Consider the following 25,596-nt stretch of genomic DNA (forward strand, 5'->3'; position numbering starts at 1 on the left):
AAATAAAAAATCCACCCGTATTTGAGTGGATTTTTTGTAGGCCTTCGCAGGAAAAAGTAATTTTCAAGGGAAGCCTACAAAACGGCACTTTTTAGACGCAAAGCATTACGTCTCTACTGGTGAATTTCTTCTTAAAATAATCACTAAATCACTCATTCAACAATCACTCAATTGGGTGTAACTCAACGCTATTTACGTTCCCTCAAATAACAGATACCCAGCTAACAACTAACTTCCCCTCAATAATTCTTCATTTCATCTCTGCCCTGTTGATAGCCTAACAAAATGAGTCTTTCTATATCGTCTTTATCAAACGATTGGATATCGATATTCAAAGGTTGCTGTGGACGAATGATTTTCAGTTTGATTCTTTTTTGACCTTTCAAAATTCCTGAAGTAGCACAGCTTCCATCTTCGGGTAAACATTCGTTTCTAAACTCAGCCCAATCCAAATCTGCATTGAGACATTCGTTTACGGCAATGTCCATCACCCTGTCTACCAGCGCCAGCAAGTTGCCATAAGGAAAATACCCGCCGTCAAGTTTTCGAGTGTGGCAGGCGATACATACAATCTCATCTGCACCATCGTCGATGGCTTTTTTGACTGGAGCTACATCGCGCATACCCCCGTCCAGAAAAGCCATTTTTTTGTGATCGCCAATATTAATAACAGGCATCAAAATCGGAATAGCCGACGATGCCATTACATAGTCTAGGAAATGCTCATAACTTGGGTCAGCATAGATCATATTGCCATTGATAATGTCGACCGCCCCAACTTTTAGTGATACAGGACTTGCGTTGAGATTTCGAAGATGAATGTTGTTATGAAGAATTTCCTTGAGCGGAGTAGTATCTAATAATCCTTCAAAGTTTCTACGAATGGCACTTAAGCCTAATTCGTAAGTGCCCCGACGTAATGCCAGCGAATCGGGCGTTACAATATTATTTGCCCAAAATTTGCATAAATCTAAGGCTGTTTCTGTATAGTCAATAACGCCATTCTCAAGCATTTGTCTACCAATGGCATTGACCAAATAGGAAGCATTCATACTTCCTGCCGAAACGCCATAAATAGCATCTGGATAAAAACCAGACTCAAATACCGCACGAACAACCCCTGTTTGATAAGCCCCTTTGACAGAACCACCTGCCAATACTAATATTTTACTCATAGTGGTATTTCAATGATATTGGTTCATAGTTAAATAATTAGGTAACTTTGGATAGAGAGAAAGATAGTCTTTTTTGAAAGCTAAAGTTTTACTTTATTTGATCAACAATGATAACTAAACTTGCTAGTAATCAATAGGATACTTGTCATTTTTTTGGAATATTTTTCTCAAAGCGTATGATTTTTTTCTAGAAAAAAATCATACTCAGTAGCCTTTTTTGTGAAAAAAACTAAATCTTCTAACAAACTAAAATACAGTTTTTATGTTATAAAGTCAGGTTAAATTACCTGTTTTTTATCTAAATCGACTAATTTGCGTCGGAATTAAGAACGGTACCTGTCTTTGTCATAAAATATACCCAAACTAGGTGCCCAGCAATTGAACAAATGTCTTTATCAATCAAGGAAATACAAGCTCCCATCGCTGCCGAAATGGATGCCTTTGAAGGCAAATTTCGCCAGTTTATGAAAACGAAAGTGATGCTGTTGGACACAATCATGAATTACATTGTCCAACGCAAAGGGAAACAACTCCGACCTATGTTTGTATTTTTGTCGGCGGGAGTGTTTGGCAAAATCACAGAAGAAACCTATCGTGGTGCAGCGCTTATCGAGCTTCTTCATACTGCTACGCTTGTACACGACGACGTAGTGGATGATTCGAACTATCGTCGTGGTTTTTTCTCTGTAAATGCGCTTTGGAAAAATAAAATTGCAGTTTTAGTAGGTGATTATCTCCTTTCAAAAGGTTTGTTACTGTCTATTGATCACGGGGATTTTGAGATGTTGAAAATCGTTTCGACAGCCGTGCGAGAAATGTCAGAAGGAGAGCTTTTGCAAATCGAGAAAGCTCGTAAGCTGGATATTACCGAAGATATTTATTTTGAAATTATTCGTCAAAAAACCGCTACTTTGATTGCTGCTTGTTGTGCCGCAGGCATGTCGTCGGCAGGAGCTAATGCCGAAACAGTAGAAAAAGCAAGATTATTTGGGGAGAAAGTCGGTATTGCTTTTCAAATCAAAGACGACCTTTTTGATTATGGTGATGCTGAAATAGGTAAACCTTTAGGTATCGATATCAAGGAAAAGAAAATGACTTTGCCTTTGATATATGCTCTCAACCAAGCAGATTGGAGTACTAAGCGTCATGTAATCAACACGATTAAAAATGATTCTGAGAACCCTAAAAAAGTAGCCGAAGTGATTGATTTTGTGAAAAAATCGGGAGGTTTACAATATGCTACCGAAGTAATGCAAAATATTGTTCGTGAAGCACTAGCTATTTTGGATTCATTTCCAGAATCTATCTATCGCACATCTTTGGCAGGATTGGTACAGTTTACGATAGAAAGAGCTAAATAGTCAAGTCTTCATTGAGTGAATGAGTGATTATTTTTTACATGATTTTTACTTTTAGAGACCCAATACATTGTCTCTAAAAATCCAATATCGAACATGAGTTACCCCTAATTGTGGGACTAGGATGATTCTACAAATATCAAAAAAGCGCTCGAAAATTGTTTTTCGAGCGCTTTTTTGATGCTATTATACTAGATTTTATTCAGCTCAAGACGCAATCATTGCGTCTCTACTAATAGGATAGAAATTTTAACATAATCACTCATCCGCTCAATCACTCAATCAAGGATAAATCAGCTACTTAGATTCAGTCTTTTCTTTGGCTTCTGCCAATTTCCACCAAGGCAAATACGGATAAGCATGGTGTTCATGATGATACCCAAAAAAGTAACAAGAAAAAAAGGCAATCCAGTGATTTAAGCCTTGACTCCTGGCTTTATGTTTATCTGAGGGGTCGTGTTCGCCACGATGTGGCAAATACGTGCCAAAATAGAATAATTGCAAAGTGCTCAAAATAGCAGGTACTTCCCAAAACAGGATTAGATTCCACATCGGAAAGACTAATTTGAGTAAATTATAGGTAATTGCCATCAAAACTATTTGCCAAACTGTGACATATTCTAAGGCAAACTTAAGATACCATCGAAAAAAATTACCCGCATAATAATCAGGGTCTTGTTCACTTGCTGCATGCTTGTGATGCAAGTGGTGCTTCGAACTCAGTTTGTTATAATTATTGAAGGCAAACAAAGTAGCACAAAGCCAGCCAATCCCATAATTAACCTTTGGGCGATGTGGCATCACTACACCATGAATGGCATCATGTGCGGTGATAAATACGCCCGTGTAGAGGTGCGTTTGTATCAATAGTCCCAAATAAATTAAAGGATCATCGAAACGAACAGGATAATGTAGAAAATACCAAAGATTTGCTCCCCACAAGAGTAAAATCAATGCGGCATAATATAAACCTTTATAATTTTTGAGTGAGTTCATATTGGTTAAACAAGTAAGCCTATAACTTTGTTACAAACATCAAATGTAAAGTTAATTGTATTTTCATGGCTAAAATTGAAAAAAATCTCCAACAAGCTATTCTTGATTTACCTCAAAAGGAAAAAGATAAACTTTTGATTCGCTTGATTGGAAAAGATAAGTTATTGATTGAAAAATTCGAGTTTGAATTACTAGAAGCAGGCGAAACCTTGCAAGAACGCAGGGCAGATTTACATGAGGCATTTGAAATGATGTATCATTCTCACATAACTTCTCCCAAAGCATTGCTTTATGAAGTTAGAAAAATGAGCAGTGCTATTACAAGACATCTAAAAATCACAAAAGATAAATACGGAGAAGTAGAGCTTACTATTGCCCTTATCAAAGGATGCTTTGAGCACAATACTTATATTGTTGAAAAATACAGTTCTTATGCAGATGCATTATTGCAATATTTAGCCAAAAGAACAGAGGCTGTAGTGAAGAAAGTGGAAAAATTGCATCCCGACGAGCAGTTTGATTTTCTGGAAAACCTCAATTTGCTTTTACATTACAATTACGAATATGCTACCGCTTACTATGCGAAGGAGCTAAAATTGCCTAAGAAATTTGATTAATTAGTATATTTCGCATGAAAATGAGTATAGTTGTATTACTTTTTGCGAGAAAGATTTATTTTTATAGAAACATACCACTCCCAACTCAGCTTCAAACTACCACTAATGTTTTTGATGAATTATAATTGCCTTACTCTTCTATCTTGATAGAAGGCCAGAACTAACACACGCACAATTATGTCAAAAATTGTTGATGCTATTAAGAACTCTAACTACCTGTACATGGTAAAAATTGACCTAGAAGGTTTTATCACGTACGTATCACCATATTTTCAAAAGAGATTTGAGTATTTAGGTAAAAATTTGGTGGGAGTATTCAGTCTTGATACGGTCTATATGGAAGATCATCAAAAATGTGCTGAGGTGATTCAGCTATGTTTTGCTGAGCCTGAAAAGCCTTTTCCTGTGGTATTAAGAAAACCTCATATTGCCAATAGTTTTCTTTGGACACAATGGGAGTTTTCATTACAATTAAACGCCAATCAAGAACCCCATGAAATTCTTTGTATCGGTCATGATATAACCCACGTGGAGGAGCTAAATGAGCAAACTGTCAACATGAATGCCTTGTTGCTCGAGCATCAAAATAAGTATAGTAGCCTTTTTGAGTTATCGCCTGTTGGTATCGCTGTGAACTCGATGGATGGGCGTTTTCTGGAAGTGAATACCGCATTGTCTACCATGACAGGATATTCAAAATCAGAACTTTTGAAGGTAGATTATTGGGCATTAACTCCTCAATCCTACGAAGAACAAGAACAGGAACAACTCAGAAATTTACATAATTTAGGGAGTTATGGCCCTTATGAGAAAGAATATATCCATAAAGATGGACATACCATTCCGATTTTATTGCACGGAAGACTCGTGTTGGACAAGCATGGAAAACCCCGTATATGGTCAATTATTCAAGATATTAGCAACGTAAAAGAGCGTGAGCAGATTATTATTGACCAAAACTCCAAACTCAAAGAGATTGCCTATACCCAATCGCATGTGATTAGGCATCCTGTGGCAAATATCTTAGGTGCTGTGGATTTGTTGGAAAACGAAGCAATTCCATCCAGTATTCAAGTATTGGTCGAAATGCTTAAAATTAGCGCTCAACAACTAGATGATATTATTCGTGAGACAGTCCTCAAATCAAGAGCTCTCGAATCTAACGAAGAAGAAATAAGCCAACTTCACACGAGAGACAGCGCTTAGTTTGACAAAAACTTTTCATCCATTCCAAAGCACCCTGCGAATCAGCCGCATTTTTGATAGGTAAGCGAAGCTCTTGCCAAATATCCAAAATATGGTTTTTCTCAGGGTGTATTTCTTCAAGCATAGCAATTGCTTTATCTACTAACAGAGGCTCGTTTTTATACCTGCCATATCCAGCCATCAAAGGTACAACGGTATTGATGAGGATATTTTCAAGAGAACTTTTTCCAAAACTTTTCACCTTTGTCTCAGTAGCCTTTCCGAAACGATAGTGATTTTCCCAATACGATGACGTGCTAATGTTAAAAAGCGATTCTATGGTTTGAGTATCATTAAAGTAAATCATTAAGGAAAAAAGATTAGCATTTTTTCCAATTAAGGCTGCCCATTGCGCTAACCTAACCGTCGGAAAGTTGGCAGGTCGCATTCTCAAAAACTTCCACTCATGTTTTTCTACAATAGGTTTTAGCTGATACTTTGCGGACAAAAACTTAAATTCCTGCTTTAATTTTTGCTGATATTCATCATTTTCCTCAATTACTTCCAACAAACCAGCTACCCCAAATACCATGGCTTCAATCTGAAAAAGACTATCTCGATGCTTATGAATACATTTAAGAGGTAAATTTTCGGCTAACCTTACAAAGGGTTCGGCATTGACGACAAAACCAAAATTTTTGGCTAATAATCGATAAGCTACTTCCTCCCAATCTTGATTACATTTGGCAAAAATCTCCATGATATAATGAGCCTTTTTTTCAAGTCTTAGCAATAACGCTTTATCTAACATCCCTAGTTTTCTAATATAGGGAACTTCCTCGAATTGACCTTGACAGAGAATTTGAGTAGGTTTAGCCATAAAATCTGCATAGGATTGCAACAGATGCGCATCAACGAGGTCTTTTACGACCAAAGTGGGCATTATGGTACCATCGTGGCGATGTACCTCGCGGTCATTTTCCCAAACTACGTGTAAAATAACATTGCCATAAGCTTGGTCGTGCTGATGTGTATGTTGTTCCCAGTCTGAAGATTTGAGGTGTATTTCCACACTTCCTATCCATTCGACATCGCCAATTTGAATATGCGCTTCTAAGAAATCTGCTCCAGCATGAGCGTTGTGATAGCCAACTTTCAGAACCTGAATAGGCTCAGCTTGTGTGCTTAATAGAGAAAGACTATTAAATTTTTGAAATTGCCAAACATGGTGTAAAAAGGCTTCTTGCATCATTATGAGGTGTTTGATAGATTAAGAACTAAAAGTTTGTAGTAAAAATAAAAAAAACTATCAAAATGCTCTATTTTTAGCAATACTTTCTCTAATTGTATTTAAAAAAATCGGGAATGATGCTCAAAACACCATTCCCGATAAAATCAAACGCTTAAATGTGATAAGGTAATTTTATTTTTCCAGCTCAATTACCGTGTCTAATTCATCTCTTTGAGCTGGATTAATATCAAAAACAACGAAGTTGTTATCTAATTTTTGGAACTTCACTGGTGCTCCAGATTTAAAATATTTAGCCGTTTTGAAAGCTACAGGTATTTTAATCATCCACTTATCTTCCTTTTGTTTTAATAAATGAAGATAAATTTTATTGCCTTTTTCGGTGACAGCTCCCCAATCTTGCGGGCGAACAAATCCGCCTTGCGTGCCATAAATCGTTGAGCCGTATATTTTCATGAAATCACCTACCTTGGCTAATCTTTCGACAAATTCTGGTTGAATCTCGCCATTAGGCATTGGTCCAACATTCAACAAAAAGTTGGCGCCATAGCCTGCTGCTCTAACCAAGTAATCAACTAATTCTTTTGGAGTTTTGTAACTGTTATCTTTGATATTATATCCCCATGAGCCATTGAGTGTTTCGCAGGTTTCGAGCGGTAATTTACCAATTTCTTGTCCCGATAAGCCCGATTTGTTTTCGCCAGGAAGATCACGCTCAAACATCTGGAAATCTTCACCATCAATTGGTAACAAATGATGATTGTTGCCAATCAAACACTGTGGTTGAAGTTTGTGAATTAGTGAATAGATTTCATCGTATTTCCAGTTTATTTTAGATTGCAATGTTTTATCATGATCGTTGTCTAACTGGTCCCAATGTCCATCAAACCAGATAGTTGACACTTCTCCATACTTGGTGAGTAACTCGGTAAGCTGATTTTTCATAAACTGTAAATAGCTGGCATAGTTACTTTTTTCGGTACGTCCAGTACCCTTACCTGTTTTACCAGTTTCGTAAGGATAATCGGTGCGATACCAATCCAATAGCGAATAATAAAAACATATTTTGAGACCTTGCTTATGACATTCATCTGCGATTTCTTTAACAATATCTCTTTTAAAAGGAGTGTTTGCAATGCCCCAATCTGAATATTGCGTATGAAAATTACTAAAGCCGTCGTGATGGCGAGTAATGAGGGTAATGTATTTCATACCAGCGTTTTTGGCAATACCAACCCATGTTTTTGCATCAAAATCTACTGGATTAAAAGCTCTTTGGAGTCTTTGGTAATCTTTTATTTTAATATTTTTGTTGTTCATAACCCATTCGCCATCGCCCAAAACGCTTGATGCGCCCCAGTGGATAAACATTCCAAAGCGAGCTTCATCAAATTCTTGACGAGCTTTGAGGTTTTCGGGACTAGGCACATATTTTTGTGCAAAAATGGATGCCGTTGCTAGAAAACAACACAATAAAGCAGTTGTAATTTTTTTCATGTTTTATAATAGTTTGTAAAGATAATTTGGTGTTTTTAAAAGATATTTTTCTCAAAAAATACCTATACATTTATGAAATAGTGATTATGGTGAATAGTGAAGTAGGACTGTAACAAAGTTTGTAAGCCATTGCGGATTTGGAATTTCTGATTTCGGAAATAAAGTGAAATACCTGTAGTTTTCATAAAAAATAGAAAATTACACTTCCGAAATCCAACATCCGATATAAACAGTTTTTATAATCCTTCATAAAGTACTAATACCTAATGGATGATTTTAAAATGCTTAGTACACTACAAATTCATAATTCGTCGAATAGCACTAATTCTTAATACCCAATATATGAGTCAAGAAAAAGAATCTTATCAGGTTGTGGGGGCTGTTTGGATTGAAAAATCTGATGGTACCGACCGATTTTTAGGAAAAGGAAGAATCCAATTGATGGAGCTTATCATCGAACATGGTTCTATTTCACAAGCAGCCAAAGCCATGAATATGTCTTACAAAAGAGCATGGGAATTGATTAATTCGATGAATGTCCAGTCTTCTAAGCCTTTTGTGATTACCCAAGTGGGTGGAAAAAGAGGAGGTGGGGCAGTAGTCACAGATGAAGGAGTAAAAGCTATTGTCGAATATAAAGCTTTGCAACAAAGGTTTAAAGATTTTTTGAAACAAGAAACAGAAGCCTTCAATCAAAAAAGTCACATCTTAGGTATCGTTTAGCTACAAGTCTCATTTTTCATTTATACTTCATCAAGTCTTGTCTTTTTAATCCATACGTTATATTTTTACAAAAATAGCGAAACGAGTATTCGTGAAAAATTAATAGAATTTTTCGAAACCGCTAAACTTGCTTACAACTCATAATTGAATTCATGGATATTCCCCAAATGATCTTAATGCTGGCAATGCTGGCAACAGTGGCTTTTTTATATGCTTCCGTAGGGCATGGTGGCGCTAGTGGATATCTTGCTGTAATGGCCTTGTTGGGTTTTGCTCCCGCATTGATGAAATCCTCAGCACTGATTATGAATTTGGCAGTATCATTATTTTCGTTTATTGGTTTTTATCGCGCAGGGCATTTCAAAATCAAACTTTTTTGGCCTTTTGCCATTGCCAGTATTCCTATGTCTTTTTTGGGAGCCACTTATACACTTCCCGATAGTATTTACAAAAAAATATTAGCGGTATGTATTCTTATTTCGATTGTGAGAATGTTGGTGAAATTCGAAAAGTCCGAGCATGAAGTAAAAGAGATTCCATTGTTTGGTGCCTTGTTGACTGGTGCAGTGATTGGACTTTTATCTGGAATGATTGGTATTGGCGGAGGTATTATCCTGAGTCCTGTAATGCTAGTAATGGGCTGGGCAACACTCAAACAAACGGCTGCGGTGTCGGCATTATTTATCTTTGTCAATTCCGTTTCGGGATTGATCGGAGCTATCTCAAAAGGAACGTTGGTGATTCAGCCAGATTTGATTTATGCAGTGATGGCAACTATAGTAGGAGGTACCGTTGGGGCTTATTACGGTAGTCATAGATTCAATATCCCGACCTTACGGTATATGCTGGCATTGGGACTAGTAATTGCTTGTCTGAAGCTTATATTTACCTAGACAATTGTGAATTTTGAATGGTGGATTGTGAATATAAAGAGCTATTTATCAGTATTTTACTATTAAAATAGAATTTGCTCTAAATATGAAATATTAATAATTAAAAATTTATATTCACAATTCACCACTTACCATTGATACTCAAATACTACTGAATCATCATTGGTCGTGCGGCACGTCCTTCTGATTGGGCAAAAATTTGATAACCAATAATCTCAAGATTTTCTTTTCCTGTGAATGAAGCAGCTTGATATTCACTTAGTACTTTTATATAAGTATTATCAAAGCTATTATTGACAAAATAGTTGAATGAGAATGTTGGTTCAGCACTAAATAAGAATATAATTTTCTGTATCTTGTTTTGCGCTTTAGCTGCTTTTCCTAACCATTGTAAACGGCTTTTCATATAGCTAAAAGTAGGAGTTGTTTGGTAATCATGTACCAATATTCGGTCTGTATTTGAAACAATTCCTGTTGCTTGTGTCAACTCCTGACCAGTAGGATTTTGAAACCAACCTATGTATGTTTCTGTAGGTATTTGCGTTGTTTGAGCATCTCCCCAAGCATTAATTCCTTGTAATTCTTTAAGGTAGTTTTTAAAGGTTGCAGCTTTATTCCACCATTCAAGTTCCAAGTTAGCATAATCAAATTTTTCAAGGGCATCTGTACGGCTAGCATTATAATTATTGATAGTCGTTGTAAAAGCATTAGCCGAACCCATGCAGGCGGTAACGGTAGTGATGCCATATTGTGTACGTGCTTTACGAATAAACGCCGCTACTTTGGGATACCCCGCCGACGTTGCTAATAACGTGTACAAATCGTAGCAAGTCACCGTAGTGAAGCTGTTGTATTGGCACCATTGCAGTAGTGCATTCTCTTTACCTTGGTCGCCGACAATGTATTTCAAACTGTCGAGATATACCCCTCTGTAAATTGAGCTTAAGTCAATTTTGAGACCATTATGTTCTGGACTCGATGGCTCCATTGATAAGTCTTCGCTACATTGTGTAAACAGAAAGACGGAGGATAAAAGAATAATAAATAGATAATGATTTTTCATGAGTATAAAATTTTATGGGCTTTGTAACTCTAAAATAGACATTGAAAATCACTATTCCAAATACATTAGTGCTTAAAAATGGTTATAATTGATATAAATCATATTTTAAAATTTGCACTTTATTGATAGCAAGTGAGTTGAGCACTATTAAGAAATTTTGTATAAGAGTATTAAATAATTATGAGTGAATGAAAATTGGTTATAACCGCAGAACAGTATCTGTTGTTACATATAATTATAATAGCACTAAAACAAAAAAAATCTTAGCCTGTGAAGACTAAGATTTTTTTGAAAAATCTATGAATAAAAATTCAGTTACTGAAATTAATTACCGAACTCAATTTTATCAGTAGAAATTAGTTTTTATAAAGTACTGCCTTCACAGCATCAACTGTACGCTGAATGCTTGGCAAAATCTCATCGATAAGCGTTGGTGCATAAGGAAGAGGAAGGTCTTTTGAGTTTACACGGATCACTGGAGCGTCCATGTAATCAAATGCCCAACGTTGAATATTGTAAGCAATCTCAGAAGAAAGACCTGCAACAGGGTTAGCTTCTTCAACTACCACACAACGATTAGTTCTTTTTACAGAAGCAAGAACTGTTTCATAGTCGATAGGACGAACCGTTCTCAAGTCAATAACTTCAGCATTGATACCCATTTTAGTTAATTCAGCAACCGCTGGCATAACTACACGTGGCAACATTTTACCAAAAGTTACGATAGTAACATCTGTACCTTCTTTAACAACGTTTGCTTTTCCGATAGGAATAAGGTATTCGCCATCTGGAACAAGTCCTTTGTCACCGTACATCAATTCAGACTCCATGAAAATAACAGGGTCATTATCACGGATAGAAGCTTTCAAAAGTCCTTTTGCATCAGCTGGGTTAGAAGGCACAACTACTTTCAAACCTGGTGTGTTAGCAAACCAGTTTTCGAAGTTTGAAGAGTGTTGTGAAGACAATTGACCAGCATTACCTGTAGGTCCACGGAAAACCATTGGACAAGAATACTGACCACCTGACATTGACATCATTTTGGCAGCTGAGTTGATAATTTGGTCAATAGCTACCAATGAGAAGTTGAATGTCATGAATTCAACGATAGGACGCAAACCATTAGCGGCAGCACCTACAGCGATCCCTGCAAAACCTAGCTCGGCAATTGGCGTGTCAATTACTCGGTCTGGACCGAATTCATCCAACATTCCTTGCGAAACTTTATAAGCACCATTGTATTCGGCTACTTCTTCTCCCAGTAAAAAAACTGATTGGTCACGACGCATTTCTTCGTTCATGGCTTCACGAAGAGCCTCTCTGAATTGTATTTCTCTCATTTGTTTAAGATAATTCTAGGATATTTAGGACGCTATGCGTTAAAAATTAGATTCTTGTCATATTGAAAACTGTCTGTAAAATTAGGGAAGAATATTGGAACAGACAAGCGGGTTTAGCAACTAAGCCAGTAACATTATTCAAGAAACCTCAAATAGCTGATATTTGTTAGTTTTTGAAAACACTTATTTTCTGAAAAGTCGCTTTTATGCCCTAAAACTGATGATTGGATACTAAAATCTTCCTCTTAATAAACCGAAAAAATAGATTTTTTTACTCATTTACCACAAAAGTATTCCTCAATATCGTCATGATTCAAGGTTACTTCCTTTAAATTTGAGTACTTTTTGCATGAAAATACAACGGTAAAAAGAAGAAGAGAGTTTCCCATTCCAAATCTAAATAGAAAATGCAAGACCTTAAAGTTACGCTCATACAAACAGAACTATATTGGGAAAATCCCATAGCGAATTTGGCTATGCTAGAAGAAAAGATAGCACAAATAGAGGAGGAAACCGATTTGATTGTATTGCCAGAAATGTTTAGCACAGCTTTTTCGATGAATACAACGCTCGCCGAGCCAATGAACTTGACTACTTTTAAGTGGATGAAGCAACAAGCTGCTCAAACAAAAGCTGTGATTTTGGGTAGCGTGATGATTCGGGAGGGCGAGAAGGTCTTTAATCGTATGATTTGGATGCAACCTGACGGACAATTTCAAACCTATGATAAGCGACATTTGTTTAGAATGGGCAACGAACATTCTCATTATGAAGGGGGTAATAAACGATTAATAGTAACCTTGAAAGGCTGGAAAATTTGCCCATTGATTTGCTACGATTTACGCTTTCCTGTGTGGTCGCGCAATGTTGCTCAAGAATATGATGTGCTGATATATGTCGCCAATTGGCCTGCCGCAAGAGCCTATCCTTGGAAATCTTTGCTTGTAGCTCGTGCCATCGAAAATCAAAGTTATGTAGTTGGGGTAAACCGAGTTGGGAAAGATGGTAATGATTACGCTTTTTCGGGAGATTCGGCAGTGTTGAATTTTAAAGGAGAATATCTTTTTGAAAAAAGTAATGAAGAAGCAACCGTTACTATTACACTATCAAAAGAAGATTTGAATACTTTTAGAACGCAGTTTCCTGCCTATTTGGATGCCGACAAGTTTGAAATACTTGATTAAGAATTAAAAATGCACTTAGAACATGTTTAAATTTTGTAAACTGTTAAATTGAAAAATTTCACATTTACTTTTCTGAAATCCTGTTGTTTGAGCCGCAGGCGAGTTTAGGATTTCTTGACTTTCTTTTGCGGCCGCCGCGCGGTTACTTTTCTTGTGTCAAGACAAGAAAAGTAAGGAGTGGCGAAAGGAAATTTTGTTTTTTTAACGAATGCCAAATAAAATTTCAAAACATATAGTTACTCAATAAATAGTAAGCTAGAAAATCAAAGTTGTTCTCTAGCTTACTGTTCTTTTATTGAATCGTTAGTTTTCGGAAAGTATCCTCCAAAGATTGCCCGTTTTGTACCAATGTCGAAAGTGCTTGGTCTTCTACGATTTTACCTTTGTTGATAATCACCACTCTATCGCATATAGCCTCCACTTCTTGCATAATGTGAGTAGAAAATACCACTGTTTTTTCTTTTCCGATATTTTTGATAACCTGACGAATCTCAACAAGTTGATTAGGGTCAAGACCCGTTGTTGGTTCGTCCAAAATCAAAACTTTTGGGTCATGAATCAAGGCTTGGGCTAATCCTACACGTTGACGATAGCCTTTTGAAAGCTGACCGATTTTTTTCTTTTGTTCAATTTGTAAACCAACCAACTCAATTACCTCTTCGGTTCTACGTGTCAGTTGATTGCCTTTTATTTGATAGATGCCGCCTACAAAGCTCAAAAACTCCTTCACATACATATCCAAATAAAGGGGATTGTGCTCAGGAAGATAACCAATATTTCTACGTACCTCTTTTGACGACTTTTGTACATCGTAACCACATACTTCTACAGAGCCTTCAGTGGCAGGAATATAGCAAGTAGCGATTTTCATGGTAGTGGATTTTCCTGCACCGTTAGGTCCGAGAAAACCAACAATTTCACCTTGATTAACCTCAAAAGAAATATTGTCAACAGCTTTTTGCTGCCCGTAAATTTTGGTAAGATTTTGAATTTTGATAGACATTCTAGCGTATTGTTGAATGATTGACTGAATGAGTGATTGTGTGAATATACCCAAGGGAAATTTATGCAGAAAGGCTAGTTTTGCACCTAGTTCTACATTACCAATCACCCACTCATTTATTGCATGTTTTATGAAAACATTCCTCCTAAATCCAAACCTGGAATATTCGGGAGAAGTCCATTGGTAGCTTGCTGTAGGTGTTCTTTGATTTTGCCTTCGATATTACCCATGGCAATGTTAGTAGCTGCTACAATCAAATCTTGTACAACTTCACGGTCAGAAGGTTTTAATAAATCTTCATCGATTTCAACATTGAGCAATTGTTTTTTGCCATTGATCGTTACTTTTACCATACCACCACCAGCTTCGCCAGTTTCAACGATTGTTCCCAATGTTTCTTGTGCTTCTTTCATTTTTGCTTGAAGGTCTTTTACCTTTCCAAGCATTCCCATCATGTCGAACATAACTTATTTGCTTTGTTTTGGATAATCAAAAAATGGTTCATGAGCCAATGCTCATTTAGACTTGCAAGTTACAATTCTTCCCTCAAGTCACCAAAACGTTGATTAATGAAACCATTTAGTAAACCACCACAATGCTTCCTTCTTTAGTAATGATATTACCAGAAAGGTCTTCTACTTGAACCTGAAAAGCGTAACTTCCCGCAGGCACTTTGTTGCCATTTGAGCTTGTACCGTCCCAACCCAACTGTGGATTATTTTGATAGTTGGCGTTTTCAATAAATGAAATTAAATTGCCCCAACGGTCGAAAATGGACATTTTAGTAGCCTTGATAAATCGCCCTTGAATATAAAATGTGTCATTTAGCCCATCGCCATTAGGCGTAAATGCCTGTGCCGAAAGTGCCAACGAAGGACGTTGATATTCTACATAATTAGAAAGGGTAGTTGGAGGATAGCTACTTGGATAACCCTCAATCGCTAAATAAATAGTTTGCCCTTCTGCTTCAGGAATGTTCAAGGTAGAAAGGTTGAGCGAATTTTTGGTGCTTGTATAAGGCAGACCAGACCCTGAGGTATTAATGGGGAGACCTGTACTAGGGTTGACCCTATAGATTTTATATTCTGTAATGGGGTCTGTAAAAGAACTTTCGGGAGACCAAATCATTGACGAGCCTTGCATTTGAGCAAAAATGGGACAAATTTTAGACGATGGTTGGGACTCGCCACAGCCACCTGTCCATGTCATATAAAAGCAATACTGCTGAGCGCTTGGATTTACCGAAGTGTCATCCCAAAAAGCACTCGCATCCGAATGTACTTTTGTATAATTACCATTTATGCTGTTGGCACGGTAGTAGTTGAAAGCTGTAAATGTTGGTAAATCTCCTCCTTCTTTTTCCAATGACGTTACACGAATCGACTGCCCGCCAATAACGGTACTGCCCACTTTACCAAGAGGCGTTGGTGGAATGGACGTATTTTTGATTTTTAATAAATTAGATGTGGATTTGGATTGGTAATTAGTGACGACTTTATAAGTGTACTCTTCACCACAAATAACATCTGTATCATCATACAGATTATTGCCTATAGTCGTAATATTCCTTAGTAGCGATTCAGTGCCAGATGCATCAACTTTGAATACATCGTATGAGCGAAAAGTATTGTCAGGGAGACTGCTTTGTGCTACTGACCAAACAATGGTGTTACCCCCTTGCTTGGTATTGCCAGTAAGGGGTGTCGTACAAATTTCGTTAGTACTCTCAACGGTCTTAGCGTTGCAAATATCAAAGGCATTGACTTTAAAGCAATATTGTTTGGTAGGGTCAGGAACAGAGAATTTTTGTATTTCACCTACTAATGAGGCAGTAGGTGTGTAAGTATAAACAGGTGTACCAGTTGTATTATAGGTTGATTCGCTTGTAGGATCACGCATCCAAATTTTATGTTCTATTCCAGCAGTCGCTGCTACATTTAATGAAATCCCATTATCAATAGCAACATTGAATATAATGGGGGCTATAGGTGTTGAGACTGTGGTGAGTCTCTTTTGGTCAGATTCAGAACATTTACCATATTGACTTTTACCTTCTATAACAAAATCAAAACCCAAAATACTACTATTTATAGTTTGTGTTATCTCACGTGGATAAGTACTTGTAGAAACATTAAAACTTCTAGGGGAGGCGCCAAAAGGGGTTATAGAATAAGTGTAAGATTCAAACAATTTATTGGATGGGGCATCTAACAGAGTTATAGTAACTTTTTTCATTGTAGTAGTTCCCGGCTCATCACATAATTTTACAGTGTATTTTGGTTTTTCAAAATCTACAATCTGAATAACCTTACAAGCATAATAGCCTGAACCGCCAATACTACCAAAACTTTTGATAAAGTAAATGCCTGGGGTAGTCGGTAAAGTTGTGGTGATTGAGTTTGTGTTGCTAGGTACAGGAATTGCGTTGGAGGTAGAAAGAACAGTTGCATTTTGAGTAATTTCAAAAGAGCGTGAGCCTCCACCTGTTACCAAGTCTTCTAAGGTTATTTGTTCACCTCTACAAAAATTAGAAGGAATGTTATTAGCGTTGAGAGCACCATTTCCATCGTATTCAATGAAGGTGGGGTTATTATTAATGCTAAATTTCCCTATATCTCCACTAGGCGCATCGGGGCATAGTTGTCCTAACGCAACTTCATGAAAAGTTACCAGAAGAAAAAGAAAAAAAATATTTCGAGTAAAGTATGTAGTAAATGAATGAATCATAATGGTTAATATCTTCAAAAATCAACTTAGGATAAGATTAAATAAAGGTAGTAGCAATAACTATGCTAATCATGTATATAAACACAAATAGATAGGAGAGAAAAGGAAGATAATCTATCAACGAATGAGGTGCGATTTTATGATAAATATACAAAAAATAACACCTTTGTGAGTAAGCCTGTACTGACTCGGAACAAAATAGTATAACTTTGGAGTTTTAAATGAAATACAAATTTATGATATTGATTCGACACGAAAGTGTTGGCAAGAACATTCTCAAATTATAAAGAATTGAATAGGTTACGTGAAAACGAGACTTCTTTATGACTTATTGAAACTCTGCTAATGCTTTTGTTTCGGCCCCAAAAAAATAAAAAGATGTCAGCTATTAAATTAGATAGTATTGAGGAGGCTATAGAAGCAATCAGAAATGGTGAAATAATCATTGTTGCTGATGATGAAGACCGTGAAAATGAAGGAGATATGATTTGTGCCTCCGAGGCAATCACTCCCGAAATGGTCAATTTTATGATTCGCGAAGGTCGTGGTTTAATGTGCGTATCCCTGACCGAAGAACGTTGTAATGAATTAGGTCTCGAAATGATGGTGGGCAATAATACTGCCTCGCACGAAACGCCATTTACTGTTTCTGTAGATTTATTAGGGCATGGCTGTACCACGGGTATTTCAGCTCCCGATCGTGCTAAAACGATTCAGGCATTAGTTGACGAAAATATCCGTCCTGAAGAGTTAGGTCGTCCTGGGCATATTTTTCCATTGAAGGCTCGTAAAGAAGGTGTTTTGCGTCGTACTGGGCACACAGAAGCTGCTATGGATTTTGCCAAATTGGCTGGTTTCAAGCCTTCAGGTGTACTTATCGAAGTATTGAATGAGGATGGTACCATGGCGCGTCTTCCAGATTTGAGACGTATGGCTGATAAATTCAATTTGAAACTTGTGACGATCAAGGATTTGGTTGAATATCGCCTCAAAACAGAATCTTTGATTAAGCGTGAAATTGGTGTTGATATGCCAACCGAACATGGACATTTTGACTTGATTGCTTTTAAACAATTAAACACAGGCGAAAGTCACCTTGCTTTGGTAAAAGGTACTTGGGAAAAAGACGAACCCGTATTGGTACGTGTTCATAGCTCATGTGTTACAGGCGATATCTTTGGCTCATGCCGTTGCGATTGTGGGGCACAGCTACACAATGCCATGGAAATGGTCGAAAAAGCAGGAAAAGGAGTAGTCTTATATATGTTCCAAGAAGGGAGAGGTATTGGTTTGATTAACAAACTAAAGGCTTACAAACTTCAAGAACAAGGTCGTGATACCGTGGAGGCTAATTTGGAATTGGGCTTCAAAATGGATGAAAGAGATTATGGTGTAGGCGCACAAATTTTACGTGATTTGGGCGTTGGCAAAATCAAATTGATTTCGAATAACCCTAAAAAACGTGCTGCTCTTTTTGGTTATGGTCTCGAAATCGTAGAAACTGTTGCAATCGAAATTGCACCAAATCCGCACAATGAGCGCTATTTGCAAACCAAGCGTGACAAAATGGGACATAATATCTTAAAAGGATAGTTTTTGAATTTGAAGATTTGAAAATTTGTTTTTTTGTATCAAAACTCATTTTCAAATCTTCAAATTAGCCAATCTTCAAATTAATTTAAGATAATTGGTGTATTTCCCTTGGCTCCCATAATGATTACTTTTGCATTAGGAGATAACGACAAATCTCTTTGTGCTTTGATAGCTTCATATTGCAATTGCTTGTCACTCAGTCCTGTAGAAATAATTCTTTGATAATCAGCAATACCTTGCGCTTCTACTCTTTTACGTTCAGCCTCTTGTTTTTCTTTTTGTAAAACAAATTGCATTTTTTGCGCTTCCTGCTCGGCATTAATTTTAGATTCAATCGTTTGTTTTACCGAAGCTGGTAAATTAATATTTCGAATCAAAAGTTGTTCAAGAATAATCCCTCTATTCTTCAAATCGATATCAATTGCTTTAAAAATACGATTCTGAAATTCATCTCTTCTGGTCGAGTATAGCGATACTGCATCATAATAGACTGCGTTATCTCGAATTTTGGTACGCGTAATCGGACGAATGATTTTATCTTTGTAATCAGCTCCAATTTGTTTCAAAATGGCAGGTGCTTGTGCGGGACTGATCCGATAAAGTACCGTTAAGTCAATAATCACTTCCAAACCATCCGCCGTCAATACCCTGATGGCGTCGTCTCCTTCTTTGTCTCCTTCATCGTGTGTTGCCGACATGGTATAGTTTTGCGTTTTAATATCAAACATCGTTACATCATCTAGCGGGTTAATAAAATTCAATCCACTTTCTAAGGTCTTGTTTTGTACTTCGCCAAATAAAGAAGGTACGCCAACTTGTCCAGTATCTACTTTTCGGACAACAGAAGTAGAAAATCCAATAAGAAAGAAGATAACACCAGCAATGGAAAGTGGACGAGCAATACGTTGAAGGTTCGCATTGGGACTGTTGAACATATATCCTGCGATGAACAACATTAACCCCAAAATCATCAGTATCATGTTTTTTAAATTTAAGTGATTGGTTTATAAAATAATACAGCACCAAATAAGCTCATTTGGTGCTGTATTGTTCACGAATATGATGAGTGGCATTAGCGAATGCCAGAGTGTCTAAAACTTATATGATATTAAAAGGTAATCCCAAAACGTTGATAAATAAAACTCAATAACCACGCAGGTCCAATCATTAAAAATTGTAAGTCCTTAAAAAATGAAGGTTTGCGTCCTTCTACTTTATGACCCCAAAACTGACCAATCCAAGCAAAAATGAAAATGGTTGAGCAAAATTGCCAAAGTGGTGCAATTCCAGAAGATTCAATAGCTAAACAGAGAAGTAAACAGATAAGGGAAAAGACAAACATCCCAATGGATAGAGATTTGGAAAGTACAAAGTAATAAAACGTAGTAAAAGTAAGCATCAACATAGCCAGATTTCCTTCAATCCCCAGCACATTGAAAAAGGGAAGTTTTACACTAAAGAAAAAACCAACAATACTAAAAAAGATGAGTGGTACACAAATGGAATGTACTGCTTTGTTTGTAGCATTTTGATGACTTTCGCCATACTCTGATAACCATTGATAAATTGTCTTCATAACGTGTTAGTGATTTTAGGAATTAAGTAATCTTAGTTAATTTATGGTTTGGGTTTTGTTTCTAGTAAATAATCATTCAAGCCCTTAGGCTTTATATTTAATACTGGAATGTTGATTTCTAAAAGGGTAGAAGCATACGATTACCTTGTTTAATCAAAATGACTCAACAAGAAAATATCACTCCGATGGAGCGAATGATTTTAAGGATTAAGAAGATTGTTTTATGATAAATGACTGATTGTAACCGTACTATCCGAGTATAAAAATATTGTCGATGAAAACTCGATAAAAGTCGGTACTAACATTTAGAGCGGAAAGACTAAAATCACCTAATTATCAAAAGCTTATAGTGATTTTTTACGAATATAATAAAAAAAGTGAAAAAGTCGCTGTTCATATTTCAAATTTCTTCATTAAAAAAGAAAATATACGAAGCTTAAATTTGTTTTATTCCTTGCGCTAGTGACAACATTCAAAACAACAAGAAAACCTAAAATGTCGTATCTTCGCAGTCTTAATAGGGGGCTTTAGGCTGTAAGCAGTAGGCATTAGGCAAAAAACTAGAAACTCTTTTATACTTTCAGTTTACGAGCTTAGTACCCATTGCGGGTAAAATTATGTTAGTTTTACTCAAGTACTTAAGTTAGTGAGCAAAAAAATCTTTTTTACCTAATGCCTACGGCTTATAGCCTAAAACGTATTAATGCAATTTTATTTTGTATTAATATTTATTCAATTTTTAGACTAAATTTTTAAATCGTGTTCATCGAACCTTATCATAATCAACAACAAACAGGTCAGCGAACTGGATGGATAGAAGTAATTTGTGGATCAATGTTTTCTGGAAAAACAGAAGAATTGATTCGTCGCCTCAATCGTGCCAGAATCGCCAAGCAAGATGTTAAAATTTTCAAACCTGCTGTAGATACCCGCTATCATCATGAAGATATAGTTTCGCATAATGCCTCGTCTATCTCTTCGATACCCTTAAAAGACCCAGCAGAAATGCTTTCTTTGGCAGGTAACTGCGATGTGGTAGGTATTGATGAAGCTCAGTTTTTTCAAGAATCAGTCGTGGAAGTTGCCAACCAATTGGCAGACGCTGGTAAAAGAGTTATTGTCGCAGGGTTAGATATGGACTTTCAAGGCAAGCCTTTTGGACCAATGCCAAGCCTTATGTCAATTGCCGAGTATATCACTAAAGTGCATGCCGTATGTGTTGTTTGTGGTGATGTCGCCAACTATTCCTACCGTAAAATTCCTGCACAAAATCAAGTACTATTGGGCGAAACCGATAGTTATGAAGCAAGATGTCGCAAATGTTTTCATACATAAAAAAAACTACCGAAGTTGGAATGAAATCTTCTCAGGTATTATTCCAACTTCTCATGCTATTGTGTGTGGTTCAGGTAGCTGTAACCCATGCAGTGGCACAACTTTCTACTCCAGTAGGTACTTGGAGGACGCATTTTAATTATAAAAAAGCCAAAGCGCTAGCACAAGCAGGTAATCTGATTTATTGTGCCACCGAGCAAGGACTTTTTTATTATGACAAATCTGCTAATGAGGCCAATGTACTGACCAAATTGGATGGTTTGAGCAATAACCAAATCGCTCAAATCAAAATCCATTCTTCACTCAAATTATTAATCATCGGATACGCTTCGGGAGCCCTAGACTTGGTACAACTCGATAGTCAGTTTGAACCTACTTCTCAGATTACAACGCTCAAATTTATCGAAGAAAATACTGCTATTCTTAGCTCCAAGAATGTTTCAGATATTAGCTTTTACCAAAACACAGCCTTCATGTCTTATGATTTTGGCTTAGTTGTATTGGATTTGGATAAAAAAGAAGTGAAAGAAACCTATTTGTATTTGGGCGAAAATGGCAACGCATTGGGAGTATCTCAAAGTGTGGTAGTAGGAAATATCCTGTATATCTCCACACCCATCGGAATACGTCAAGCAACCCTTAGTAATGAAGTCAATTTGCAGTACTTTGGTAACTGGACTACCCTAAAATCTCCAAATGGAACCGCGTTGAAAGGAGCTTTGAGCGTAACAGGCACTCAGTTGTGGATAGGAAGTACCGAAGGTGATTTATGGAAATATACCAACGGGCAACTGCTATCTACCCTAAAATTTGCCACAGGTATCGACAAACTTATTGCCTTAGATACACAACATTTGCTTATCAAAAATGGTACAATACTGAGAGTTTACCAAACCTCCGACGAATCAGTTTCTCGCTTGACAGAGCCTTTGGCTCTACAATTGCAAGATGGTTTTTGGGATAATCAACAAAAGTTTTGGATAGCCGATTATGCGAATGGTTTAGTGAGTAACATTTCTGGTACATACAAATCCTACAGTCCAATGAGTCAAGATACGCTTTTTCAATACCGTAAAGATTCTATTATTCTGGACTCTGACAAAAATCGCTGGACGCGCTTAGGCGCTTATCAAGGCATAATGGTAGAAACTCCAGCCAAACAAAGAACATATTTGTACAGTGGTAAAGGGCAAGGAAACCTCCCGAGTGCGACGGTTGCCAGTATGACTTTGGACAAGTATGGACAGATATGGGTGGGAACTACCGCTGGGGTAGCCGTTTTTGACGACCCTGCAAGTGTGGTTTCAGGGCGTAATTTGGATGCTTACACACCAATTTTTGAGAAACGAAGACTTTTAGCTAATGAAACGGTAACGACTATTGCTATCGACGGGGGCAATCGCAAATGGATGGGTACGAACAATGGGGTATTTCTATTTTCAGAGGATGGCACCGAATTGGTTAGTAATTTTACAGTCGCAAATTCGCCGCTTCCAAGTAATCAAATCTCGTACATTGGCATCGAGCCATCTACAGGCGAAGTATTTATGCGAACCTCACAAGGAATGGTTTCTTATCAAGGAACAGCCATGGAAGCAGGCGATAATATTTCAGGAAAAGCCTTGATTTACCCCAATCCTGTTCGTCCAGAATATGAAGGTTTGATTACCATAGATGGATTATACGAAAATGTAGTCGTAAAAATTACGGACGTAGCGGGTCGCTTGATTTATGAAACCAAATCCAACGGTTCAAGAGCGGTTTGGAATGGACAATATCCAACAGGAGGTAAAGTTCCAACAGGAATATATTATGTAATGACAAGTACCGACGAAGGCAATCAGGCATTAATGGGAAAAATAGCCGTAGTCAGATAAAATTGTAGAATATGCTATACAATCAAGATACCATCACCGAGTTTAGAGATGCTTCATTGAATAAGTATCCCGAAAACAAAAAGTTTTTTGAAAGATTAAAAACCAAAAAAGTAAAAAACCTTGACGAATTGTTTCATCCTCGTCATGAAGAGATTTTTGAAGAAGTTGACTGTTTGGCTTGTGCGAATTGTTGTAAAACGACAAGTCCGATTTTTACTGATATAGATATTGAAAGAATTGCTAAGCATTTGCGCATGCGCCCTGCACAGTTAATCGATAAGTATTTGCATCTGGACAAAGACCAAGACTATGTACTCAATAGTTCGCCGTGCACATTTTTGGGAGCAGATAATTATTGTTCAATTTATGAAGTAAGACCCAGAGCATGCAGAGAATATCCACATACTGACCGAAAAAATATGTCGGGTATCATGAAGTTGACCTTAGAAAATACCAAAGTGTGCCCCGCAGTATTTGAAATTGTAGAACAATTGAAAAATCTAAAAATCGTGTAAGTATATTGTTTCCTAAAAATAACAACATCTTCAAAGAAGTGGTGCTGTTTTAGGGCTTAATGTAATAAATTACGTATTCCCCAAACGAGATATTGACAGTTAAGTAATAAATGACTGATTTAGTATTAAATACAGACTAGAAACCTATATAATATTTCGTTATAACATAGAAAAAACAAACTTTTCTGTAATTTTGAAAAAATTTTAATATACTGTAATCCCAATTACTAATCATACATATAACTTTAAAACTTACAATTTTACTAGATGGCTGCAGCAGAGTATTTAGGTATTGACATTGGAGGAACGAACGTAAAAATGGGTATCGTTAACTCTGAAACTGGTCAAATTTCAAATTTTTACAGTCATGATACTGTTAGCTGGCGCAAATCAGGTCATTTCGAAGACCGCCTTGCCGAGGCTATTGCCCTTCAATTACTTGACCACAAGCATATCAAGAAGGTAGGTATTGGTTTGCCAGGTATGATTGACTCTACTCGTCGTACTCCAATCGAGATTACGGCTATTCCTGAGCTTGACCGTGTACCATTGGTTGACTTGCTTGAGAAAAAATTTGTAGGAGTAAATTTCTATCTTGAAAACGATGCCAATGCAGCAGCATTAGGTGAGTTTTATTTTGGTGAAGAACGTATCGACGAAAGCTATATCTTTATCACTTTAGGAACGGGTGTTGGTGGCGCTGCTATCATCGGTAAAAAAGTATTTACAGGTGGTCGTGGTAATGCGATGGAACCAGGGCATACACCATCTGCTAATGGTAAAGTTTTAGAGCGTAACATCGGTAAAAATGAATTGTTGGATTTGGCTAACAATATGAGAAAAGAATACACTGGCGAAACACAATTGCCAGATGATGGTTCTATCTCTACAACGGGTTTAGTAGCAGCTGCAGCCGACAATGACAAACTTGCTTTACAAGTATTTGAAAGAGTAGGAGAGTTGTTAGGCGAAAACCTTTGTCATTTAGTTGCCATTCTTGACATCAATTTGATTTTGATTGGTGGTGGTCTTTCAGCATCATTTGACTACATCTTGCCAAGCATGAAACGCAAGCTAAATCAGTGGTTGACAAAGTACCATGCAAGCGATTTAACAATCAAGCGTGCTACCTTGGGTAACGACGCAGGTTTGTTAGGAGCAGCTTCATTGTGCTTCTAGTACAAAAAATTAACTATAAGCAAGCCTCGAAGAATAGCAAAAAACGTCTAAATTTGTGGGCTAAATATAAAATTCCCTTAAAAATGGGTTTGGAAAACGAGCGAGTAAAAGAATTATTTTATTCTTTCTAAGAAAAGTTTAAAAGATTCTAAGATTAAGAATATCTGTTAGAAATATTTTTTGACAATCTAATTTTTAATCATCATCTTTGCACCGTTTTTCTAACCAAAAATCGTTCTAAAAATGGCAGAAATTGCAGAAAAAGTAAAAGGCATTATCGTCGAGAAATTAGGCGTTGACGCAGCAGAAGTAACTCCAGAAGCTTCATTCACAAACGATTTGGGTGCTGACTCTTTGGATACAGTAGAATTGATTATGGAATTCGAAAAAGAATTCAACGTAACAATTCCAGATGACCAAGCTGAAAACATCCAAACAGTTGGTCACGCTATTGCATATCTTGAAGAACATGCTAAGTAATTGACTTTTCAGTATGTGCTAATTTGAGAGT

22 protein-coding genes and 1 pseudogene are annotated in these 25,596 nt (G+C 36.9%); 12 read left to right on the forward strand and 11 right to left on the reverse strand.

Going from position 1 to position 25,596, the window contains the following annotated elements:
* Positions 1-239: 239 nt before the first annotated feature.
* Positions 240-1,175, reverse strand: a complete 936-nt coding sequence (locus GVN22_RS23480) for a patatin-like phospholipase family protein (protein ID WP_166553452.1) — start codon at positions 1,173-1,175, stop codon at positions 240-242.
* A 386-nt stretch (positions 1,176-1,561) separates the two neighbouring features.
* On the opposite strand from GVN22_RS23480, the gene GVN22_RS23485 reads away from it, so the two are divergent.
* The gene (locus GVN22_RS23485; protein ID WP_166553453.1) at positions 1,562-2,536 is read left to right on the forward strand and encodes a polyprenyl synthetase family protein; all 975 of its coding nucleotides are present in this window, start codon (positions 1,562-1,564) and stop codon (positions 2,534-2,536) included.
* Between the two features lie 294 nt (positions 2,537-2,830).
* Here GVN22_RS23485 and GVN22_RS23490 read toward each other — a convergent pair whose 3' ends face one another.
* Positions 2,831-3,529: a fatty acid desaturase gene (locus GVN22_RS23490; RefSeq protein ID WP_166553454.1), complete on the reverse strand. Its 699-nt coding sequence runs from the start codon at positions 3,527-3,529 to the stop codon at positions 2,831-2,833.
* A gap of 65 nt (positions 3,530-3,594) precedes the next feature.
* Here GVN22_RS23490 and GVN22_RS23495 point away from each other — a divergent pair, with 65 nt between their 5' ends.
* Positions 3,595-4,146: a hypothetical protein gene (locus tag GVN22_RS23495; protein ID WP_166553455.1), complete on the forward strand. Its 552-nt coding sequence runs from the start codon at positions 3,595-3,597 to the stop codon at positions 4,144-4,146.
* Positions 4,147-4,323: 177 nt separating this feature from the next.
* Complete coding sequence (locus GVN22_RS23500; RefSeq protein WP_166553456.1) at positions 4,324-5,352, forward strand: PAS domain S-box protein; 1,029 nt, start codon at positions 4,324-4,326, stop codon at positions 5,350-5,352.
* Here the strand turns inward: GVN22_RS23500 and GVN22_RS23505 are convergent.
* Together GVN22_RS23505 and GVN22_RS23510 are read right to left on the reverse strand one after the other, a co-directional pair.
* Complete coding sequence (locus GVN22_RS23505; protein WP_166553457.1) at positions 5,306-6,583, reverse strand: DUF2851 family protein; 1,278 nt, start codon at positions 6,581-6,583, stop codon at positions 5,306-5,308. The two genes, GVN22_RS23500 and GVN22_RS23505, sit on opposite strands and share 47 nt — an antisense overlap.
* A gap of 171 nt (positions 6,584-6,754) precedes the next feature.
* Positions 6,755-8,077 (reverse strand): alpha-L-fucosidase, encoded by a 1,323-nt coding sequence (locus GVN22_RS23510; RefSeq protein WP_166553458.1) that lies wholly within the window; start codon positions 8,075-8,077, stop codon positions 6,755-6,757.
* 342 nt (positions 8,078-8,419) lie between these two features.
* Between GVN22_RS23510 and GVN22_RS23515 the strand changes: the two genes are divergently transcribed.
* Complete coding sequence (locus tag GVN22_RS23515; protein WP_166553459.1) at positions 8,420-8,800, forward strand: winged helix-turn-helix domain-containing protein; 381 nt, start codon at positions 8,420-8,422, stop codon at positions 8,798-8,800.
* A gap of 152 nt (positions 8,801-8,952) precedes the next feature.
* A complete protein-coding gene (locus GVN22_RS23520) occupies positions 8,953-9,693 on the forward strand; it encodes a sulfite exporter TauE/SafE family protein (RefSeq protein WP_166553460.1) in 741 nt (246 codons plus the stop codon).
* 148 nt (positions 9,694-9,841) lie between these two features.
* Here the strand turns inward: GVN22_RS23520 and GVN22_RS23525 are convergent, their stop codons facing one another.
* Both GVN22_RS23525 and GVN22_RS23530 read right to left on the reverse strand, forming a co-directional pair.
* Positions 9,842-10,756 (reverse strand): hypothetical protein, encoded by a 915-nt coding sequence (locus GVN22_RS23525; protein ID WP_166553461.1) that lies wholly within the window; start codon positions 10,754-10,756, stop codon positions 9,842-9,844.
* Between the two features lie 356 nt (positions 10,757-11,112).
* Entirely contained in the window at positions 11,113-12,096 is a 984-nt protein-coding gene (locus tag GVN22_RS23530; RefSeq protein ID WP_166553462.1) for a pyruvate dehydrogenase complex E1 component subunit beta, read from the reverse strand.
* Positions 12,097-12,503: 407 nt separating this feature from the next.
* On the opposite strand from GVN22_RS23530, the gene GVN22_RS23535 reads away from it, so the two are divergent.
* A complete protein-coding gene (locus GVN22_RS23535) occupies positions 12,504-13,280 on the forward strand; it encodes an amidohydrolase (RefSeq protein ID WP_166553463.1) in 777 nt (258 codons plus the stop codon).
* 343 nt (positions 13,281-13,623) lie between these two features.
* Here GVN22_RS23535 and gldA read toward each other — a convergent pair.
* From gldA to GVN22_RS23550, 3 genes and pseudogenes are all read right to left on the reverse strand, one after another.
* Positions 13,624-14,283: pseudogene (gene gldA, locus GVN22_RS23540) on the reverse strand (gliding motility-associated ABC transporter ATP-binding subunit GldA); the annotation flags it as partial.
* A gap of 128 nt (positions 14,284-14,411) precedes the next feature.
* Positions 14,412-14,747: a YbaB/EbfC family nucleoid-associated protein gene (locus GVN22_RS23545; RefSeq protein WP_095160286.1), complete on the reverse strand. Its 336-nt coding sequence runs from the start codon at positions 14,745-14,747 to the stop codon at positions 14,412-14,414.
* A gap of 115 nt (positions 14,748-14,862) precedes the next feature.
* A complete protein-coding gene (locus GVN22_RS23550; protein ID WP_166553465.1) occupies positions 14,863-17,010 on the reverse strand; it encodes a gliding motility-associated C-terminal domain-containing protein in 2,148 nt (715 codons plus the stop codon).
* Positions 17,011-17,388: 378 nt separating this feature from the next.
* On the opposite strand from GVN22_RS23550, the gene GVN22_RS23555 reads away from it, so the two are divergent.
* Entirely contained in the window at positions 17,389-18,603 is a 1,215-nt protein-coding gene (locus GVN22_RS23555; RefSeq protein ID WP_095160288.1) for a bifunctional 3,4-dihydroxy-2-butanone-4-phosphate synthase/GTP cyclohydrolase II, read from the forward strand.
* 80 nt (positions 18,604-18,683) lie between these two features.
* Here the strand turns inward: GVN22_RS23555 and GVN22_RS23560 are convergent, their stop codons facing one another.
* Entirely contained in the window at positions 18,684-19,583 is a 900-nt protein-coding gene (locus tag GVN22_RS23560) for a prohibitin family protein (RefSeq protein WP_166553466.1), read from the reverse strand.
* A gap of 128 nt (positions 19,584-19,711) precedes the next feature.
* Complete coding sequence (locus GVN22_RS23565) at positions 19,712-20,179, reverse strand: DUF962 domain-containing protein (RefSeq protein WP_166553467.1); 468 nt, start codon at positions 20,177-20,179, stop codon at positions 19,712-19,714.
* A 759-nt stretch (positions 20,180-20,938) separates the two neighbouring features.
* Here GVN22_RS23565 and GVN22_RS23570 point away from each other — a divergent pair.
* From GVN22_RS23570 to GVN22_RS23590, 5 genes are all read left to right on the forward strand, one after another.
* Complete coding sequence (locus tag GVN22_RS23570; protein WP_166553468.1) at positions 20,939-21,514, forward strand: thymidine kinase; 576 nt, start codon at positions 20,939-20,941, stop codon at positions 21,512-21,514.
* Between the two features lie 20 nt (positions 21,515-21,534).
* Positions 21,535-23,391, forward strand: coding sequence for a T9SS type A sorting domain-containing protein (locus GVN22_RS23575; protein ID WP_166553469.1), 1,857 nt, complete (start codon positions 21,535-21,537; stop codon positions 23,389-23,391).
* A gap of 11 nt (positions 23,392-23,402) precedes the next feature.
* Positions 23,403-23,906 carry a YkgJ family cysteine cluster protein gene (locus GVN22_RS23580; protein ID WP_095160291.1) on the forward strand — a complete coding sequence of 168 codons (504 nt, stop codon included), beginning with the start codon at positions 23,403-23,405 and terminating at the stop codon, positions 23,904-23,906.
* Between the two features lie 267 nt (positions 23,907-24,173).
* Positions 24,174-25,085: an ROK family protein gene (locus GVN22_RS23585; protein WP_166553470.1), complete on the forward strand. Its 912-nt coding sequence runs from the start codon at positions 24,174-24,176 to the stop codon at positions 25,083-25,085.
* A gap of 243 nt (positions 25,086-25,328) precedes the next feature.
* The gene (locus GVN22_RS23590) at positions 25,329-25,565 is read left to right on the forward strand and encodes an acyl carrier protein (protein WP_095160293.1); all 237 of its coding nucleotides are present in this window, start codon (positions 25,329-25,331) and stop codon (positions 25,563-25,565) included.
* The last annotated feature ends 31 nt before the right edge of the window (positions 25,566-25,596 follow it).

Origin of the sequence: Cellulophaga sp. BC115SP, assembly GCF_009905545.1 — a bacterium.
In the GTDB taxonomy this organism is placed as follows: Bacteria; Bacteroidota; Bacteroidia; order Cytophagales; family Spirosomataceae; genus Flectobacillus; species Flectobacillus rivi.